Annotated in this window: 16 protein-coding genes; 3 read left to right on the forward strand and 13 right to left on the reverse strand. The window is 42.9% G+C overall.

The features are described from left to right. Positions 1 to 9: 9 nt before the first annotated feature. The 3 genes from Q0E03_RS07925 to Q0E03_RS07935 all read right to left on the reverse strand — a co-directional run bounded on the left by Q0E03_RS07925 (position 10) and on the right by Q0E03_RS07935 (position 4328). Positions 10 to 1488, reverse strand: coding sequence for an alpha-L-fucosidase (locus tag Q0E03_RS07925; protein WP_297131353.1), 1479 nt, complete (start codon positions 1486 to 1488; stop codon positions 10 to 12). A 64-nt stretch (positions 1489 to 1552) separates the two neighbouring features. Next, positions 1553 to 2764, reverse strand: a complete 1212-nt coding sequence (locus Q0E03_RS07930; RefSeq protein ID WP_297131355.1) for an iron-containing alcohol dehydrogenase — start codon at positions 2762 to 2764, stop codon at positions 1553 to 1555. Between the two features lie 88 nt (positions 2765 to 2852). Then, the gene (locus Q0E03_RS07935; RefSeq protein WP_297131358.1) at positions 2853 to 4328 is read right to left on the reverse strand and encodes an MFS transporter; all 1476 of its coding nucleotides are present in this window, start codon (positions 4326 to 4328) and stop codon (positions 2853 to 2855) included. A 126-nt stretch (positions 4329 to 4454) separates the two neighbouring features. On the opposite strand from Q0E03_RS07935, the gene Q0E03_RS07940 reads away from it, so the two are divergent. The 3 genes from Q0E03_RS07940 to Q0E03_RS07950 are packed head-to-tail and all read left to right on the forward strand — an operon-like array spanning position 4455 to position 5975. Then, positions 4455 to 4901 (forward strand): DUF523 domain-containing protein, encoded by a 447-nt coding sequence (locus Q0E03_RS07940; protein WP_297131361.1) that lies wholly within the window; start codon positions 4455 to 4457, stop codon positions 4899 to 4901. Next, positions 4894 to 5343 (forward strand): hypothetical protein, encoded by a 450-nt coding sequence (locus Q0E03_RS07945; protein WP_297131363.1) that lies wholly within the window; start codon positions 4894 to 4896, stop codon positions 5341 to 5343. The genes Q0E03_RS07940 and Q0E03_RS07945 overlap by 8 nt, the downstream gene beginning before the upstream one ends. Beyond that, positions 5340 to 5975, forward strand: coding sequence for a sugar O-acetyltransferase (locus Q0E03_RS07950; protein WP_297131367.1), 636 nt, complete (start codon positions 5340 to 5342; stop codon positions 5973 to 5975). Before Q0E03_RS07945 ends, Q0E03_RS07950 begins: the two co-directional genes overlap by 4 nt. A 364-nt stretch (positions 5976 to 6339) precedes the next feature. Here the strand turns inward: Q0E03_RS07950 and Q0E03_RS07955 are convergent, their stop codons facing one another. The 10 genes from Q0E03_RS07955 to rpsL all read right to left on the reverse strand — a co-directional run bounded on the left by Q0E03_RS07955 (position 6340) and on the right by rpsL (position 17670). After that, on the reverse strand, positions 6340 to 7023 hold the full coding sequence (locus Q0E03_RS07955) for an ECF transporter S component (RefSeq protein ID WP_297131370.1): 684 nt from the start codon (positions 7021 to 7023) through the stop codon (positions 6340 to 6342). Next, a complete protein-coding gene (locus Q0E03_RS07960) occupies positions 7020 to 8507 on the reverse strand; it encodes an ABC transporter ATP-binding protein (protein ID WP_297131374.1) in 1488 nt (495 codons plus the stop codon). Before Q0E03_RS07960 ends, Q0E03_RS07955 begins: the two co-directional genes overlap by 4 nt. Next, positions 8480 to 9337, reverse strand: a complete 858-nt coding sequence (locus tag Q0E03_RS07965; RefSeq protein ID WP_297131378.1) for an energy-coupling factor transporter transmembrane component T — start codon at positions 9335 to 9337, stop codon at positions 8480 to 8482. The genes Q0E03_RS07960 and Q0E03_RS07965 overlap by 28 nt, the downstream gene beginning before the upstream one ends. A gap of 12 nt (positions 9338 to 9349) precedes the next feature. Continuing rightward, positions 9350 to 9811, reverse strand: coding sequence for a cob(I)yrinic acid a,c-diamide adenosyltransferase (locus Q0E03_RS07970; protein ID WP_297131380.1), 462 nt, complete (start codon positions 9809 to 9811; stop codon positions 9350 to 9352). After that, positions 9808 to 10836, reverse strand: a complete 1029-nt coding sequence (locus Q0E03_RS07975; protein WP_297131383.1) for a rod shape-determining protein — start codon at positions 10834 to 10836, stop codon at positions 9808 to 9810. The genes Q0E03_RS07970 and Q0E03_RS07975 overlap by 4 nt, the downstream gene beginning before the upstream one ends. Positions 10837 to 10903: 67 nt before the next feature. After that, the gene (locus tag Q0E03_RS07980; protein WP_297131386.1) at positions 10904 to 13132 is read right to left on the reverse strand and encodes an ATP-dependent RecD-like DNA helicase; all 2229 of its coding nucleotides are present in this window, start codon (positions 13130 to 13132) and stop codon (positions 10904 to 10906) included. A 106-nt stretch (positions 13133 to 13238) separates the two neighbouring features. Then, entirely contained in the window at positions 13239 to 14432 is a 1194-nt protein-coding gene (gene tuf, locus Q0E03_RS07985) for an elongation factor Tu (protein ID WP_297131388.1), read from the reverse strand. Positions 14433 to 14518: 86 nt separating this feature from the next. Next, positions 14519 to 16627, reverse strand: coding sequence for an elongation factor G (gene fusA / locus Q0E03_RS07990; RefSeq protein WP_297131390.1), 2109 nt, complete (start codon positions 16625 to 16627; stop codon positions 14519 to 14521). A 21-nt stretch (positions 16628 to 16648) separates the two neighbouring features. Then, positions 16649 to 17119 (reverse strand): 30S ribosomal protein S7, encoded by a 471-nt coding sequence (rpsG, locus tag Q0E03_RS07995; RefSeq protein ID WP_294836646.1) that lies wholly within the window; start codon positions 17117 to 17119, stop codon positions 16649 to 16651. A gap of 131 nt (positions 17120 to 17250) precedes the next feature. Continuing rightward, on the reverse strand, positions 17251 to 17670 hold the full coding sequence (gene rpsL, locus Q0E03_RS08000) for a 30S ribosomal protein S12 (RefSeq protein ID WP_078768318.1): 420 nt from the start codon (positions 17668 to 17670) through the stop codon (positions 17251 to 17253). Positions 17671 to 17879 lie beyond the last annotated feature (209 nt).

Below are 17879 nucleotides of genomic sequence, written 5' to 3' on the forward strand. Positions count from 1 at the left end.
AGATTTGATTTACTCCAACTCTATTTTGAAGCAAAGGGGCATTGAATAATCCGCATTGCCTTTTGCTTTGAATTCCATATACCGTTTATTTCTTTCAAACGAAAGTTCCTCGCCCGTTGAAACAAGAGTTACACGGCGGACTATAACATCATGGTCAACCTTTTTGAACGCTTTTATTCTTACAGGCTTTGACACATTGGGTTTCATCCAAAAGGCATACACCGAGCCGTTTTTGTATGTAAAGCGAAAATCTCTGCTCTTGTACGGCTTTATTTTATTGTCTTGGAAGAATCCTTCCTTGGCATTAACCTTGCCCTCACCAAACATTTCCCAAGCGACTGTGTCATAAATTCCGTCGCCGTTTTTTTGCAACCATTTGCCGATTGAACGGAGTATTTTTGTTTCTTCCTTTGTAATCGTTCCGTCGGGCTTAGGGCCGACATTAAGAAGCATATTGCCGTTTTTGCTGACAATATCAATGAGGTCGGTAACAATATGATACGGCGTTTTGAAGTTATTTGTTTTTGTATATCCCCACGAATTTTTGCCTATTGCCGTGCAGGTTTGCCAATGCTCGGGAGAAATATCGGTGAGTGCTCCACGCTCAACATCTCGAGTTGCAATTCCCGGTGCAAATGCGTTGCACTTGTAATTAATAGAAACATCTTTGCCCCACTCCAAAGCACGATTGTAATAATAAGCGGCAAATTTTTTAAGGTACGGCTTGAACGCTTTGTTATGAATCCACCAATCAAAATATACAACCGACGGTTGATATTTATCCACAAACTCACAGTTTCGCACCAACCAATCCTGCAAAAACTCCTCGGTAGGTGCGATGCCTCTTACATCATTTGTGGTTTGACCCATTTTTACCGCACCAAGTTCATCACAATAATAAGCCGGACCGTAAAAATCGGCGTAATTTTCATCGTTTACATCACTGTCAATTGTTCTGCCCATATTCATAAAAAAGAAATGCTCTGCCCTGTGATTTGAAGCACAAAAAGTCAAACCCTGCTGTTCACAAGCTGCTTTTATTTCACCGACAACATCACGCTTAACGCCCATATCAACAGCGTTCCACCTGTTGAAATCGGTGCCGTACATTGCAAATCCGTCGTGATGTTCCGCAACAGGCATAACATATTTCGCACCGCTTTCTTTAAAGAGGCTCACCCATTCGTCGGCAGAAAAGTTTTCGCCCTTAAACATCGGAATAAAATCCTTATAGCCAAAATCTTTTTGATTGCCGTATGTTTTTATGTGATAGCGATAAGCAGGCTTTGTTTTGTCGTACATTTCCCTGCTGTACCATTCGTTTGAATATCCGGGAACGCTGTAAACTCCCCAATGAATGAAGATGCCAAGCTTTGCATTCTTGTACCATTCGGGCGGTGTGTGAGTGTAAAGAGAAGCGTTGTTATCCTTGAATTTTCCGTTTGAAATAACAGAATCAATTTGAAGCAAATACTCGTTTTTTGTCATCATTCTCTCCTAAAAAAACAAGCCGCGGAATTAACCACGGCTTATTGATTTTTATTTAAAACAATTATGCCATAAGTTTGCGAATAACAGCTTCGCAATCCTTTGCGTCCATAATCTTTGGAACAGGATAAAGCGGATTACCTTCCTTAAGCGCACGCTTAACGAGAATAGGCATATCCTCCTCCTTAATCATATCGAACTTTTCAGGGATATTCATAGCAGCATTCATTCTGCGGATTTCAGCAATAAATGCCTTGCCCTTTTCGTCCACTGACATTGACGGAGTTGTGATTCCGATAATATCCGCAAGCTTTGCGAGCTGTGGATATGCGGTTTCTCCATAATAGTCGAGAACATAAGGCAAAATAACAGCGTTTGCCAAACCGTGAGGTGTGCCGTACAAACCGCCAATGTTATGTGCAATAGCGTGAACATAGCCAACATAAGCGTGAGTGAAAGCACGACCTGCATAATAAGAGCCCTTGAGCATATTTCCTCTTGCCTCAAGATCCTTACCGTCATTATAAGCCTTTTCAAGATTCTCATGAATGAGTTTGGTAGCAATCTCTGCCTCTCTGATAGTGTCCTTTGTGTTGCTGTGGCCGATATATGCCTCAACAGCATGAGTCAACGCATCCATACCTGTTGTCGAAGTGATGTGTGGTGGCAGACCTACGGTAAGTTCCGGGTCAAGCACAGCATACTTTGGACGAAGACAAGTATCATTGATTGCGTTTTTCTCATGAGTTTCGGGATCGGTTACAACAGCAGCAACTGTTGTTTCTGAGCCTGAACCTGCAGTAGTCGGTACTGCAAAAAACGGTGGAAGCTTTTTGTGTACTTTAAGCTGGCCACGCATATCTCTAACTGATTGATTTGGCTTTACAACTCTTGCACCGGCAGCCTTTGCACAGTCCATAGCTGAACCGCCGCCGAATGCAATAATGCCTTGACAACCGTTTTGGATATAAACATCCTTGCATTCCTCAATGCTAGGGATTGTTGGGTTTGGCTGAACACCGTCATAAATAGCATATTCAACGCCAACTTCATCAAGCTTTGCAAAAAGCGGATCAAGCATTTGGCGCTTCATAAATCCCTTACCTGTAACGACAAGAACCTTTTTAAGTCCTTTGTTCTTGATAAGCTCAGGCAATTTAAGAACAGAGCCTGCACCTTCAAGAAGTTCCGGTTCGGACCAATCCATAAAGCACATAGCAACCTTAAATACGTTTTGGTAAATTCTGTACCAAATTTTCTTTAAAGTCCAGATCATTTCTTTTCCTCCTTATAAAAAAATCAATTATATTCTACAAAAAAACTTTCAAAATTGCAATAGTAAATGTTAATTTTATCCAAATAAATTAATCGATTTCAATGCCTCTGCGTTTTCTTTGCTCCGCAAGTTGTTTTTCCATATTTTCACGGTACTCACCTGTGAGGTTGTAGAATAACATCGGAATTATGCAAATGAAAAGCGAAACCGCCGGAATGATTGAAATTATGCTGAAAATGCCGTTGCGCACGCCGTGGGTCATTTCAAGCGGATTTGCGGTAATTGATGCCGAAATGCTTGAAACATCAAGGTCCGCAATGATGTACATCAAAATGATAAACGAAGTTGCAATAGCGTTGCCGAACTTTGTAACAAAACTCTGAATAGCCGAGCCCATACCTGTAAGGCGGACACCTGTTTTAAGTTCCATATAATCAAGGCAGTCGCCAACCATTGCAAAAGCGCAAACATTGATTGTTCCGCAAGGAATTGCACTGATAACAAGAAGCGGAACACACGCCCAGAAATGCTCGTATCCGATAAACCACATAGCAAGTGACGAAGTTGCGCCGAGAAGCGCAGACACGATAACAATTTGCTTGTAGCTGAATTTTTTAATAAGCGGAGTTACAGCAATCATAGCGCCGAACATACCTATTGCGGAAGCGGCAGCCATAACAGTTGACACCTTTGAAATATTAGCCTGAAGCGCACTTTCAAGTTCCGCACCCGAAAGACCCGACAAGTCCTTGCCGATATAGAAAGAATATCTTGCAACATGAACAGCGCCTGCTTGGAACATATATCTTGCAGCAGACAAAACGCCCATAAGTGCCGTGAGCATAAGCGGTTTGCAGGTGAAAATGAGTTTGAGCGCATTAGGCTGATTTTTGTCTTTCTTCTCAGGAACAGGAATATTTACACGCTCTTTTGTTTTAAAGTAAACTCTTACAAACAAAACATTACCGATAATCGAGCAAATAAGAGCCATAACAACATACTTTGTTTTTTCAAGTTCTGTGCCCGAAAGGTTGAACTTTGGCAAAATAAAGCCCAAAATCATAAACAAACCCATTGGCACGGCAGAGCCGACGCCGTTGAAAGTTCTTGCCTTTGAGATAATCGAGCCACGCTCATCGGCATTTGCTGTAAGTGCATTCGGCAAGCTCCAAAACGGAACATCACTGCTTGTGTAAATCATACCCCATGCAACATAAGTTACCGAGGCATAAATCATCTTTTGACTGTCCGCCAAATTCGGCGCATAGAAAAGAAGCATTGTAAGAATCGCAACAGGAATAGGCGTGTACAAAAGATACGGACGCATTTTGCCGTTTTTGAAACTGTGGCGGTCAACGATATATCCCATAATCGGGTCGTTGATGGCATCCCAAATTCTTGCGATAAACATCAAAAGCAACACAAAAATCGGAGTAACTTTCAATACATTAAGGTAAAAGTCAGAGATATACGAGCTCATAATCGCATACACCATACCTTGACCGAGTGCGCCCACACAGTAGGCAAGCCATTCCTTTTTAGGAACATACATTTTTGCTTCCATAATAATTCCCCTTTTATCCGCAAAAAAATATTAACCCGTCCTGTAAATATAAAATAACATATCGCTATGGCGTAAGTCAAATATTTATGTTATAATTGTTACAATAATTTTTAGTTGGTGAATTTTATGAAAACAAAACTTCTTGTTTCCGCCTGCCTGCTTGGCGAAAATTGCAAATACAGCGGCGGCAACAATAGAAATGACGAAGTAATTGCATTGGCAGACAGTTTTGAGTTGATTCCCGTTTGCCCCGAATGTTTCGGAGGATTGACAATTCCGAGATTGCCGAGTGAAATCAGAAACGGCAGAGTTTATGCAAAAGACGGCGAAGATGTGACCGATGCTTTTATGTCGGGCGCAGAGCAAACTCTGTACATTGCAAAAGAAACAAACACGCCGTGTGCCGTGCTGAAAGAGAATTCTCCGTCGTGCGGTTTCGGCAAAATCTATGACGGCACATTTTCCGGCAACAAAATTGACGGAAACGGAATAACCGCACAATTACTTTTTGACAACGAAATACAGATTTTCGGCGAAAACCAAATCAAAAAACTGAGGTATCTATATGAATAAAAAAGTCAGAAAATCCATAGCAGTCGTTCTCGGCGTTTGCACAATTTGCGGTACACTCACATTCACCGCTTGCTCAAAGCAAGACGCAACGGAAAAAGAATCTGTTGTTGCAACGGAAAAAGCAAAAATCAAAGATGCAGACGCAATCAACTATATTGAAAGTTATTCAAGCAAACAGCTCGGATTGACCGACGAAGAGAAAAAAGCCTGCTCATTTATGGTGGCATCCGACGGTGAAGAAATCGACGGAAAGAAGTACATCAAAATTATTGCCGCAATAAAGAACAAACAAAAAGGTGACGACGGAAAGACAACCTACACCTTTGACACCAAGGGCGAATACTTCATTTCGTTCAACGGTGACGAAGTGCTCAAAAAAAGCGGTGACACATACAGCAAATTGGAACTGATAACAACGACCGAAACGGAGGACACAGAATGACCGAAACAGAAAGAATGAACGCAGGATTGATATACGACTGCACGCAAGATGAAATTATGGGCACTCAAACGCAGTATGTTCGGCATATGCAAGAATACAATACGCTTGGTTTGGGTCACGAAAAGCGAATGGAAGAATTGCTAAAACTCATGTTTGCGGAAGTCGGCGAAGAAACATACATTCAACCTCCGTTTTATGCAAACTGGGGCGGTCACCATGTTCACCTTGGCAAATGTATTTATGCAAACTTCGGCACGACTTTTGTTGATGACGGCAACATCTACATTGACGATTATGTTATGATTGCACCGAATGTCACCATTGCAACGGCAGGACATCCAATTTATCCTCCGCTCCGTGAACAACTCCTCCAATACAATGCTGATGTGCACATTGGCAGAAATGTTTGGATTGGCGCAGGTTCGGTTATCTGTCCCGGAGTTACAATCGGCGAAAACACGGTTATCGGCGCAGGCTCGATTGTTGTGAACGACATCCCGTCAAACGTTGTTGCCGTGGGAAATCCGTGCAGAGTTATGCGAAAAATTGACGAGCGTGACAAGGAAGTTTACTTCAAGGGCAAGAAAATTGACTTTGACCCTGACGCAAAATACAGCGAAATCGAAAAATAAAAAACGAAAGAGTTTAACCCTTCCGCCTCATTACATTCGCACCTCCCCTAACAATTAGGGGAGGCAGACTGTCGATAAAGTTCCTGAAACACGCCTAAATATAATCGACCGAATTATGCCTCCTCTTTTACTAAAAGGGGAGGTGGCAACACGAAGTGTTGACGGTGGGGTTTTAAAAATGCTGTAAGTATTGAACTTACAGCATTTTTGGCGTTTTTCGTTTTTTGCTCAGTCGAGGTACCATCGTACATCTTCCTTTGCAAGAAAACGAAATTCAGAAACTTTCTCAACAGCCTACAGCGTGTCGAAAACACTTTTTAGACACGCTCACCTCCCCTAACAATTAGGGGAGGCTTTTTATTATTTATATCAATCCGTATTTTTTGCTTATTCGTTCGATTTTGGTGATGAACGGCATGCCGAAAAGAAAAAGGAACACCGCAGTTGCCCCGCCAAAAACAAGGCTAAATACCGCCCCGCTTGCATAAATCGAGAGTGTGCCTTTGAGCGTGACGTTATTTCCGTAAGCCGAAAGCACGGTAGACATATCAACGATTGCACCGTAAACAACGGTTGCGAGCACAAATCCGACAATCGACAACGTATATCGATTGACCTTTAACCATTGAAAAATCAAGCCTGCAAGCAAACCGACAGTTCCAAGAGCCACCATTTGAAACGGAGTCCACATTCCCTGCCCAAAAATGAAATTTGAAACAAAGGCGGAAAACGCACCGACAATATAGCCCTTATGCGTTCCAAGACAAACGGCAGAAACAATGACAACCGCCGCAATCGGTTTGACCTGCGGAATAAGATAAAATGCCGCACGGCTGACAACCGCAAGGGCAATCAAGGTTGCCGTGAGAGTTATATCTCTTGCGGTAACCTTTTTTTGCTCATACGAAACAAAAAACGGAAGCATTGACGCAATCAAAATCACAACCGACACGATGTAATAATTCACGCTGTCGGCAAACAAAAACTGCCACAGCACAATGAACGCAAGGCTGAGTGCAACGGTGATATACAAAAACGCTTTTTTCATATCATTCCCCCGTCGTTCAAATCCTGCTCACCGACATAACCGACTGCAATACCGTTTGTGATTTTTGCGGTGCAAGTTGTGTAGAAATTCAGCGAGGTGAAAAACTCTCGCCTTGGCATAGTTGTAACAATTTCACCGTTTGACAAAAACGAAATATAGTCGCCGTATTCGCCTGCAAAATCTATATCGTGAGTTGCAAGCACAACAGTTTTTCCCTCGTCACAAAGGCGGTAGAGTACATCTGCAAGTTTGACTTTTAGTTCATAATCAAGTGCCTTGGTCGGTTCATCAAGCAGAATAATGTCGGTGTTTTTTTGCAAGACCTTGGCAAGTGCAAGCCTTTGTGCCTGACCGCCCGAAATATCATAAGGATGTTGCTCCTTTATATCATCAATCTGCAAAAAATCGGTAATTCTGCCGAATTCGACCTCATCACCACAACGCTCCTTGGTGAACAAATCAAACGGATTTTGGCAAAGCATAGACACGCTTCGTTCTGTTTTCACCTTTCCGTGATGCGGTTTTAAAACATTCGCCATAACCTTGAGCACGGTTGATTTTCCGCTTGAATTCGCACCCAAAAGCACATTGATTTTTCCACGATACAGTTTTAAATCAAGACCTTTGAGCACATCATTGTTCTTGGTGTAGGCAAACGAAATATTTTTCAATTTCATATCAACCGACGGCTCATCATTTTCGGACGAAAGCGGCGGCAATTTCTTTTCCTTGAGAATTTCTCTGCACTTAAAAACCGTGTCCGCACCGTCAAACAATCTCATAAACAGCGGAAGTTCACCCAAAAGCGGAGAATTGTTTTTCTTCATAAACTCAACTGTTTTTTGAGGCGTATCTTTCAAAACCGCATTGCCGTTTTCTATCACAAGAACGCTGTCGGCATAAGGGAAAAGTTCCTCGGTGAGATGCTCGGAAATCACAACGGTTGTGCCGAAATCACGGTTGAGTTTTCTGACCACTGCAACAAATCGTTGAGCGGACACAGGGTCAAGCTGGCAGGCAGGCTCATCAAGGACCAAAATATCCGGCTTCATTATCATCACGGAAGCAAGATTCAAAAGCTGTTTTTCGCCGCCCGAAAGAGTTGAAATATCATTGTCGAGTTTGTTGGAAAGATTGAAATAGCTTGCTGTTTCAGCGACCAAAAGTTCTATCGTGCTCCGATTCAACCCCACATTCGTTAATCCAAACGACAACTCGCTTCTCACCTTGTCGGTGACAATGTTTTCCTCAACATTTTGTGCAACGTAACCAACATTGCCGTTTATTTTTAGACTGCCGGTCAAAGTGCCGTTCGGAGCAATTTCTTTTTTCATCAGCTTTAAAAGAGTTGATTTGCCTGCACCCGAGCAACCCAAAACAAGGCAAAGTTCTCCACCCGAAACACTGAAGCACACATCTTTAAGCACGGAGGATGAACTTGTCGGATAAGAAAAACTCAATTTTTCGCATATGATATTTTCCATAAAATTTCCTCCGTCAAATCAATAATCACAGGCAACAGCGACAACAGCATAAACAGCACAAACGCTATCATATCAAAGGATTTTGAATAAATCCTCGGATCGAAAACAAATGTGATTTTTCCGCCTGCTTTTGCACAAATCACATATATCAAAGCAAACGCAGACAGAGTAATAACCACTCCGTCAATCGCCTTGAATTTGTATCGTGAATATCTAACCGCCTTCGGATTGTAACCTCGCGCGGTCATAGAATCAGCTGTAACAATGCTGCTTTCAAGGCTGTAAGTCACAAGTGCAGACAAATTGTTAAGTGCCGATTTCATTTTATTTATCGGCTTTTTTCCGCCGTTGAGTGCCATTGAAGCCGTTTCTATATCCTTTAATTTTTTCGTAAATCGCGGAATAAATCCAAGCACCATAGAAAAAAGCAATGCGGTTTTCGGTGCGAATCTAAAGGCGTAAATCACTTTTTCGCTGTCAACCACACGCCCGAATATGCCAAACCACAGCACCATTGAAGTCACTACAAAACCCTGATTCAAGCCATAAAACAGCGCTTCAAGCGTAAATTCGGTGTCGCCGATTTTGAACAGTACCGTCATTCCGTAATGTGCAAAAAGCATATTGAACAACCCGATAACCAATATCATCACCACGGAAAATTTGAGTGATGACAACGCTTCCCTACCCCTGCTTTTCACCTCATAAAGCAACGCTCCGAGGAGCGACGCCAAAATAAAAAAAGGGTTATATACCGACACAACCAGCGCAAACATTCCGATAAAATACAAAAAATGAAATATCGGATGCAATTTGCTGAATCTGTCCATATATAATCCTCTCTAATATTCTATGCCTCGTCTTGCGGAAACTCCACGGTCGTATGGGTGCTTTTCTTTTTGAAAAAACGTCACATAATCGGCAAGTTCACAAAGTTCATCAACCTTGTTGTGACCCGTTATGATGTATTCCCTGTCGGTCAAAAGCAATTTTTTCATATCATCAACGCTCAAAAATTTTGGAATTAAATCCGAAAATTCGTCAAGCACAACCACATCTGCGGTTGATTTTTTGACGTACTCAACTGCCTTGTCAACCCATTCTTGATATTCGTCACTCGGATTAAATCCCAAATTATGCGGTGACGGATAAACCTCAAACGGCAAGGCCGACAATTCGCTGCTTTGGTCATTCTTAAAAAATTGAACAAGCAAAACGCTCATTCCTGCACCGTAGGCACGCATAGACGCACCGACAGCCGAACAGGTTTTGCCCTTGCCGTAGCCGTAATAATAATGAATCATTTTATTCTAACTTCTTCTTTTGTCTTGTATCTGTATCCGTAATTGTCGAGAATGTGCATATTGTTGAGTGCAACCGTTGCACCCTTGCCAACGCACAAATCAGGCATCGGATAAACCTCAACATCAAGTCCGAGTGCTTTTTTGAACAACTCGTCCATACCGTAAAGTTGTGCCGAACCGCCCGTCAAAATCACCTTTGACACGGTTATATCGGCAATAAGCTGTGGCGATGTGCGTTCAAACATAATTTGAGCAGCTGCCGTGATTTCCGCAAGCAACGGCTTCAAGCATTCATAAATTTCTGTGCTTGTAATCTCAACGGTTCTCGGAAGTCCTGTAACCGAACTTCTGCCGTTGACATTCATAGTCACCTCAGTTTCACGAGGGACAGCGCTGCCGATTTGCTTTTTAACCTCCTCTGCGGTGCGAACACCGATTAAAACAGAGTGTTTATCCTTAAGGTGCTTCACAATTTCATCATCAAACGCATTGCCTGCGAGTTTGACGGTTTCGCACTGACTCATTGAGCCTTGGCTGACAACCGCCATATCCGTTGTGCCTCCGCCGATATTAATTACAAACGCACCGTTTGGCTGTTGAGGGTCTACTCCTGCGCCGAAAGCGGCACAAAGCGGTTCTTCAACAAGGCACACCGACCTTGCACCTGCGGAGATGATAACAGAAATAATCGTTCTTTTTTCAACATCCGTTGCAAGTGCCGGAACAGACGCAACAACTCTCGGTCTGAATATACTCTTTTTGATAACTCTGCCGATAAAGTATTTTATCATCTGAGCAGTCATATTATACGAACCGATTACACCATTTTTAAGCGGTTGCAACACGGTTATACCGTTCGGCTCTCTGCCCTCAAGATAATAAGCCCGTCTGCCTGCATATAAAATTTTCTCTGTTTCGGTATCATAAGCAACATAGCTCGGTTCGTTGATAACCACGCCCTTGCCCGGCACGGTTATAACGATATTGCTTGTGCCCATATCTATACCAAGGTCATAACCAAACATCTGTTTTCCTCGTTTATTTCATAGCAAGATTTATTTTATATCAATTAACTATTGTACAATAGCGACTCTAAAAAGTCAACAAATCATCGTTATCATCACTCTCAATAAAATATTTAAGAGCGCTGAAACGGCGTGATTTTTTATCATTATCAACCATCTGTTTTATGCCCTGCTCGTTTCCGACAAGAACAAGCAATCTTTTTGCTCTTGTGAGTGCGGTGTAAAACAGATTTCTGTATGCAAGTTTTTGCGGAACAGCAAGTACCGGCATAACAACTGCATTGAATTCACTGCCTTGTGATTTGTGCACTGTCATTGCATATGCAAGTTCAAGTTCCTTGACATTTTCAACGCTGTACATAGCCTCTTTGTCATCATATCTGACATTGATAATGTCGTTCGCCTTGTCAATTCGGGTGAGAATTCCAATATCTCCGTTGAAAACTCCCGTGCCCGTTTCACCGATTTTAAACCACGGAACATCGTAGTTGTTTTTAATCTGCATAACACGGTCGCCCTCACGCAAGGTGTAACCCTTATAGCGGATTTCCTGCTTTTCCTTTGACGGCGGATTGATTTTCGCCTGCAAAATCGCATTGATATTTTGCGTTCCGACTTCACCCATTCTGCTCGGACAAAGCACCTGAATATCACCCATCGGGTCAAAGCCGTAACCCGCAGGAAGTCGTGCGGTAACAAGGTCAAGGATTTTTTTCTGTGCGATATATTTAGAATTTTCTTTCAACAGGAAAAAGTCGCTTTCAGCCGAATTGTCAAACTCAGGCATTTCGCCTTTAACAACTCGGTGAGCATTTGTAACAATCCTGCTTTTCATAGCCTGACGGAACACCTTGTCAAGAGTTACCACAGGCAACGCACCGCTGTCAATCATATCACGGAGCACATTTCCTGCGCCGACAGGCGGAAGCTGGTCTTGGTCACCAACCATAATCAATCGGCAATGAAGTGGCAAAGCGTCAAGCAAAGCCGAAAAAAGTGTAACATCCACCATTGACAGCTCATCAACGATTACAGCATCATAATCAAGCGGATTTTTCAAATCGTGAACAAAACTCTGTGTGTTTTCGCCCTCTTTATACTCAACCTCAAGCAAGCGATGAATGGTTTTTGCCTCGCTTCCCGTAAGTTCCTCCATTCGCTGCGCCGCCCTCCCTGTCGGAGCGGCAAGCGCAACCTTGAGATTTCTGTTTTTCATAAGTTGAATTATGCCCTTGACCGTGGTGGTTTTACCCGTACCCGGACCGCCCGTAAGTATAAGCAAACCCTTAGAAACCGCATATTCAATAGCCGTTCTCTGCTTATCGTCAAATTTGATTTTACTGCTTTCCTCAAAGGCGTAAATCTCGCTTTGGTGAATTTCGTTCTGCCTTGGAGGGAATTCAACCATAATTTTAATACGGTCGGCAATGCCTCTTTCGGCGTGATAAATTTCAGGCAAAAAGAGAAAATCTCTGTCATAAACTTTTCGCTGAATTATCGCCTTAGATTCAATTGCATTATCAATCGAAATTTCAACTGCGTCATCGTCACAAATCAACAGTTCTTTTGCAGGTTCAATAATTTTATCTCGTGGAATACAAGTGTGGCCGTTGCCCAAATTATGATGCAAAATATAGCAAATTCCTGCCTGAGCACGATAGGTAAACGGCGGTCGTTCCTGCAAATTATCTGCAATTTGCTCCGCTTTGTCAAAGGTTATGCCCGTTTCCGCACCGATAAGAGCATAGGGATTTGTCGTGATAAAATCCATAGCCTCGGCTTTGAGCAAATTATAAGTTTTGATTGCCTCATTTTGCGAAAGTCCCAAATTGGTAAGCCCCATCAAAGTTTCCCTTGCAGAAAACTGCGACTTAAAGTTTTTGCACATTTCACGGGCTTTTGCGCTTGAAATACCTTTGATTGTCGCAAGTCGGGCAGGGTCGTTTTCAAGAACATCAAAGGTTTGAGTGCCGAAATTTTCTACAATTTTTGTTGCTGTTGCAGGGCCGATACCTCTCACAATACCTGACGAAAGATATTTCAAAATCCCGCCTACATCCGCAGGCAAAGTTTGAACGGCGGTTTCCGCCTTGAACTGTCTGCCAAAAGACGGATGAAAACTCCACACGCCTCTGCATTCAATTTCAGCCCCGACAGCAAGTTCACCTACAGTACCTACAACGGTTACACCCTCATCGCCTGTGTTCACTTCGGCAACACAGAAGCCGGTGGTATCATTGTAAAACGAAATATCCTCGACCGTTCCTATTAAAATGTCCTGAACTTCATTTTCCATATCAGCACCTCAAAAATCTACACATATTATACCACAGTTAAGCCTTTCAAACAATAGAAAAAGAGCAGGACATAAGTCCTGCTCATAATTGTTAGTAAATCAGGGATTACTCGTTGATCTTTGTAACAACGCCTGAACCTACTGTTCTACCGCCTTCACGGATAGCGAAACGAAGACCTTCTTCGATAGCGATAGGAGTGATGAGTTCAACGTTCATATCAACGTTATCGCCAGGCATACACATCTCAACACCTTCAGGAAGTGTGATAACACCTGTTACGTCAGTTGTTCTGAAGTAGAACTGTGGACGATAGTTGTTGAAGAATGGAGTATGACGGCCACCTTCGTCCTTTGAAAGAACGTAAACTTGACCTGTGAACTTTGTGTGTGGGTGAATAGAACCAGGAGCTGCAAGTACTTGACCTCTCTTGATGTCTGTTCTCTGAACACCACGAAGGAGACAACCGATGTTGTCACCAGCCTCAGCATAATCGAGGATCTTACGGAACATCTCGATACCTGTGCAAACTGTTGACTTGATTTCGTCCTCAAGACCAACCATTTCTACTGTATCGTTTGTCTTAAGCTGACCTCTTTCAACTCTACCTGTTGCAACTGTACCACGACCTGTGATTGTGAATACGTCCTCTACAGGCATAAGGAAAGGAAGGTCTGCCTTACGGTCAGGAGTTGGAATATAGTCATCAACTGCATCCATGAGTTCCTGAATACAAGCACAAGCCGGATCATCATTTGATGTAGCCTCAAGAGCCTTAAGAGCTGAACCCTTAATGATTGGGCACTCATCGTCAAAGTCATACTCAGCAAGTGTTTCTCTGATTTCCATCTCTACGAGTTCAAGAAGTTCAGGGTCATCAACTTGGTCAGTCTTGTTCATGAATACAACGATTGCTGGAACGCCTACCTGACGAGCAAGAAGCAAGTGCTCCTTAGTCTGAGCCATAGGACCGTCTGTTGAAGCGATTACAAGGATAGCGCCGTCCATCTGAGCAGCACCTGTGATCATGTTCTTAATATAGTCAGCGTGTCCCGGGCAGTCAACGTGAGCGTAGTGACGCTTTTCTGTTTCATACTCAACGTGAGCTGTGTTGATTGTGATACCACGTTCTCTCTCTTCCGGAGCCTTATCGATATCAGCATAGTCCTCGAACTTAGCGAAGCCCTTGTTTGCAAGATACTTTGTGATAGCAGCTGTAAGAGTTGTCTTACCGTGGTCAACGTGACCGATTGTACCAATGTTTACGTGTGGCTTGGTACGATTAAAATGTTCTTTTGCCATTGGAATTTCCTCCCTAAAAAATTTTTAAAAAATTTGTTACTAATATTCTACCAAAAAGGGTGGTAAATATCAAGTGTTTTTTTATATTAGTCTTTCTTTGAACGTTCGCTGATGATTGACTCAGAAATTGACTTTGGAACTTGGTCGTAACCGTCAGGTTCCATAGTGTACTGACCACGACCCTGTGTCTTTGAACGGAGGTCGTTTACATAACCGAACATCTCTGAAAGTGGTACTCTTGCATTGATTTGCTTTGCACCTGTTCTGTCTTCCATACCCTGAATCTGGCCACGACGAGAGTTAAGGTCGCCGATAACATCGCCCATGTATTCCTCAGGAACGATAACAGTTACCTTCATCATAGGTTCAAGAATTACAGGATGAGCCTTCTTTGCAGCATCTTTGAATGCCATAGAACCGGCAATCTTAAATGCCATTTCAGAAGAGTCGACTTCATGGTAAGAACCATCATAAAGTTCTACACGAACATCAACAACAGGATAGCCTGCCAAGATACCGCTCTTCATAGCAGCCTGGATACCTGCGTCAACTGCAGGGATGTATTCCTTAGGAATAGCACCGCCGACAATCTGATTGTCGAATTCATAGCCCTTACCTACGCCGTTTTCGTCAAGGTTAGGGAACATACGAATCTTACAGTGACCGTACTGACCGCTACCACCGGATTGCTTCTTATACTTTGTATCAGACATAGAGTCCTGAGTAATTGTTTCTTTGTATGCAACCTGAGGTGCACCGACATTTGCCTCTACCTTAAATTCACGGAGCAAACGGTCAACGATGATTTCAAGGTGAAGTTCACCCATACCTGCGATGATGGTTTGTCCTGTTTCTTCATCGGTGTAAGCCTTGAATGTTGGGTCTTCTTCTGCAAGTTTTGCAAGAGCAATACCCATCTTTTCCTGACCTGCCTTAGTCTTTGGCTCGATAGCTACACGAATTACAGGGTCAGGGAAGTTCATTGACTCAAGAATAATTGGGTGGTTTTCATCACAAAGTGTGTCACCTGTTGTTGTATTCTTAAGACCAACTGCAGCAGCGATATCACCTGCATAACATACAGGAATATCCTCTCTGTGGTTTGCGTGCATCTGAAGAATTCTACCCATTCTTTCCTTGCTGCCCTTTACAGAGTTGTAGCAAGGTGTGCCTGCTTCGATTGTACCTGAGTAAACTCTGAAGTAGCAAATCTTACCTACAAATGGGTCTGTTGCAATCTTAAATGCAAGAGCTGCAAACGGTTCGTCATCTGATGAGTGACGGAACTCTTCTTCTTCTGTTTCAGGGTTGATACCCTTGATTGACTCGATGTCAGTAGGAGCCGGCATAAAGTCAACGATAGCATCGAGAAGTGGCTGAACGCCCATATCTCTGTAAGCTGTACCGCAGCAAACAGGAACCATCTCGCCTGCGATTGTGCACTTACGGATGTACTTCTTCATTGTGTCAACGCTGATTGCGTCTTCACCCTCTTCAAAATACTTCTCCATAAGTTCTTCGTCCTGCTCTGCGATGAACTCAACAAGTTTAGTTCTGTACTCAGCAGCCTTTTCCTGAAGTTCAGGACGAATTTCTCTTTCCTCGAATACAGTACCCATATTCTTTGCAGGGTCAATGTATACGATTTCTTTGTTATTAATAAGGTCAACAATACCTTCAAATGTGTCCTCGCTGCCGATAGGAAGCTGGATTGGAAGTGCGTTACATTTGAAACGCTCCAATACCATATTGAGAACATTGTAGAAATCCGCACCCATGATATCCATCTTGTTTACGAAAATCATACGAGGTACATTGTAGTCATCAGCCTGACGCCATACGGTTTCAGACTGTGGCTCAACACCGCCCTTTGCGCAAAGAACGGTAACAGAACCGTCGAGTACACGGAGTGAACGCTGTACTTCTACTGTAAAGTCAACGTGACCCGGTGTATCGATGATATTAATTCTGTGGCCTTTCCAGAAGCAAGTTGTAGCAGCAGAGGTGATTGTGATACCTCTTTCCTGCTCCTGCTCCATCCAGTCCATTGTAGCGCCACCCTCATGGGTTTCACCAATCTTATGATTGATACCGGTGTAGTAAAGAATACGCTCTGTTGTTGTAGTCTTACCGGCGTCGATATGCGCCATGATACCAATATTTCTTGTTTCTTCAAGAGCAACTTTTCTTGGCATAATATCCTCCTGTCCGGCTGATTAGTATCTGAAATGAGCAAAAGCCTTGTTTGCTTCTGCCATCTTGTGTGTATCTTCACACTTCTTAACAGCACCGCCTGTTTTGTTTGCAGCGTCCATAAGCTCTGCTGCAAGGCGCTCCTTCATTGTTCTTTCACTTCTCTGACGAGCATAAAGTGTAATCCATCTAAGACCTAAAGTCTGTCTTCTTTCAGGACGAACCTCCAAAGGAACTTGATATGTTGCACCGCCGACACGGCGAGCCTTAACTTCGAGAACCGGCATAACATTTTCCATTGCAGCTTCAAAAGTTTCCAATGGGTCGTTGCCTGTCTTTTCTTGGATGATGTCGAACGCACCGTAAACGATTTTCTGTGCGACACCCTTCTTTCCATCAAGCATGATGTTATTGATAAGTCTTGTTACAACCTTTGAGTTGTACATTGGATCTGGAAGTACATCACGCTTAGCGATCTGGCCTCTTCTTGGCATCTTCGCTTCCCTCCTTCATTAAATTATAATATGAGTTCATAGGTACTCGGTTTTTCCGTGGAGCCAACAATAAGCACTTTATATGAATAAATAAACTATTGTCGGGTTTCCTCGTTAATGTTTAGCTAAAATTACTTCTTAGCCTTTGGCTTCTTTGCACCGTACTTTGAACGGCTCTGCATTCTGCCTGTAACACCCTGTGTATCGAGTGTGCCGCGGATGATGTGGTAACGAACACCAGGTAAATCCTTAACACGGCCGCCACGAACCATAACAACAGAGTGCTCTTGAAGGTTATGACCTACACCTGGGATGTAAGCTGAAACTTCCATACCGTTTGTAAGACGAACTCTGGCAATCTTACGGAGAGCTGAGTTAGGCTTCTTAGGTGTTGCTGTCTTAACCGCTGTACAAACGCCGCGCTTTTGTGGAGACGCATTGTTTGTCATAACATTCTTCTTTGTATTAAGACCCTTAATAAGAGCAGGAGTCTTTGACTTCTTCTCAAGTGACTTACGACCGGTCTTAACTAATTGGTTAAAGGTAGGCAATAGTTTATTCTCCTTTCTGATTATTTGTGCACATACTGCAACGAATTGCAATATACACATTGCATACCTTACTTATTCATAAGATATCGGGTGTATATACTGCACTGTCTACCGAGGCATAAGAGTTTATGCCTCGGTAGACGATTTTAACAAATTAAAGCGATAAAACTTGGTAACATTGCACAAGTTTACCTGCACACAGATAAGTA

It is taken from the genome of uncultured Eubacterium sp. (assembly GCF_934525195.1).
Classification (GTDB): Bacteria; Bacillota; Clostridia; order Oscillospirales; family Acutalibacteraceae; genus Eubacterium_R.

What these genes read in the sequence shown, in the direction of transcription:
- Q0E03_RS07955 (WP_297131370.1), bottom strand. Translation starts at nt 7,023, where the DNA reads ATGAAAAAAGCGTTTTTGTATATCACCGTTGCACTCAGCCTTGCGTTC.
- Q0E03_RS07970 (WP_297131380.1), bottom strand. Translation starts at nt 9,811, where the DNA reads ATGATTCATTATTATTACGGCTACGGCAAGGGCAAAACCTGTTCGGCT.
- Q0E03_RS07960 (WP_297131374.1), bottom strand. Translation starts at nt 8,507, where the DNA reads ATGGAAAATATCATATGCGAAAAATTGAGTTTTTCTTATCCGACAAGT.
- Q0E03_RS07930 (WP_297131355.1), bottom strand. Translation starts at nt 2,764, where the DNA reads ATGATCTGGACTTTAAAGAAAATTTGGTACAGAATTTACCAAAACGTA.
- Q0E03_RS07940 (WP_297131361.1), top strand. Translation starts at nt 4,455, where the DNA reads ATGAAAACAAAACTTCTTGTTTCCGCCTGCCTGCTTGGCGAAAATTGC.
- Q0E03_RS07980 (WP_297131386.1), bottom strand. Translation starts at nt 13,132, where the DNA reads ATGGAAAATGAAGTTCAGGACATTTTAATAGGAACGGTCGAGGATATT.
- tuf (WP_297131388.1), bottom strand. Translation starts at nt 14,432, where the DNA reads ATGGCAAAAGAACATTTTAATCGTACCAAGCCACACGTAAACATTGGT.
- Q0E03_RS07950 (WP_297131367.1), top strand. Translation starts at nt 5,340, where the DNA reads ATGACCGAAACAGAAAGAATGAACGCAGGATTGATATACGACTGCACG.
- Q0E03_RS07945 (WP_297131363.1), top strand. Translation starts at nt 4,894, where the DNA reads ATGAATAAAAAAGTCAGAAAATCCATAGCAGTCGTTCTCGGCGTTTGC.
- rpsG (WP_294836646.1), bottom strand. Translation starts at nt 17,119, where the DNA reads ATGCCAAGAAGAGGCCAGATCGCTAAGCGTGATGTACTTCCAGATCCA.
- Q0E03_RS07935 (WP_297131358.1), bottom strand. Translation starts at nt 4,328, where the DNA reads ATGGAAGCAAAAATGTATGTTCCTAAAAAGGAATGGCTTGCCTACTGT.
- Q0E03_RS07965 (WP_297131378.1), bottom strand. Translation starts at nt 9,337, where the DNA reads ATGGACAGATTCAGCAAATTGCATCCGATATTTCATTTTTTGTATTTT.
- fusA (WP_297131390.1), bottom strand. Translation starts at nt 16,627, where the DNA reads ATGCCAAGAAAAGTTGCTCTTGAAGAAACAAGAAATATTGGTATCATG.
- Q0E03_RS07975 (WP_297131383.1), bottom strand. Translation starts at nt 10,836, where the DNA reads ATGTTTGGTTATGACCTTGGTATAGATATGGGCACAAGCAATATCGTT.
- Q0E03_RS07925 (WP_297131353.1), bottom strand. Translation starts at nt 1,488, where the DNA reads ATGACAAAAAACGAGTATTTGCTTCAAATTGATTCTGTTATTTCAAAC.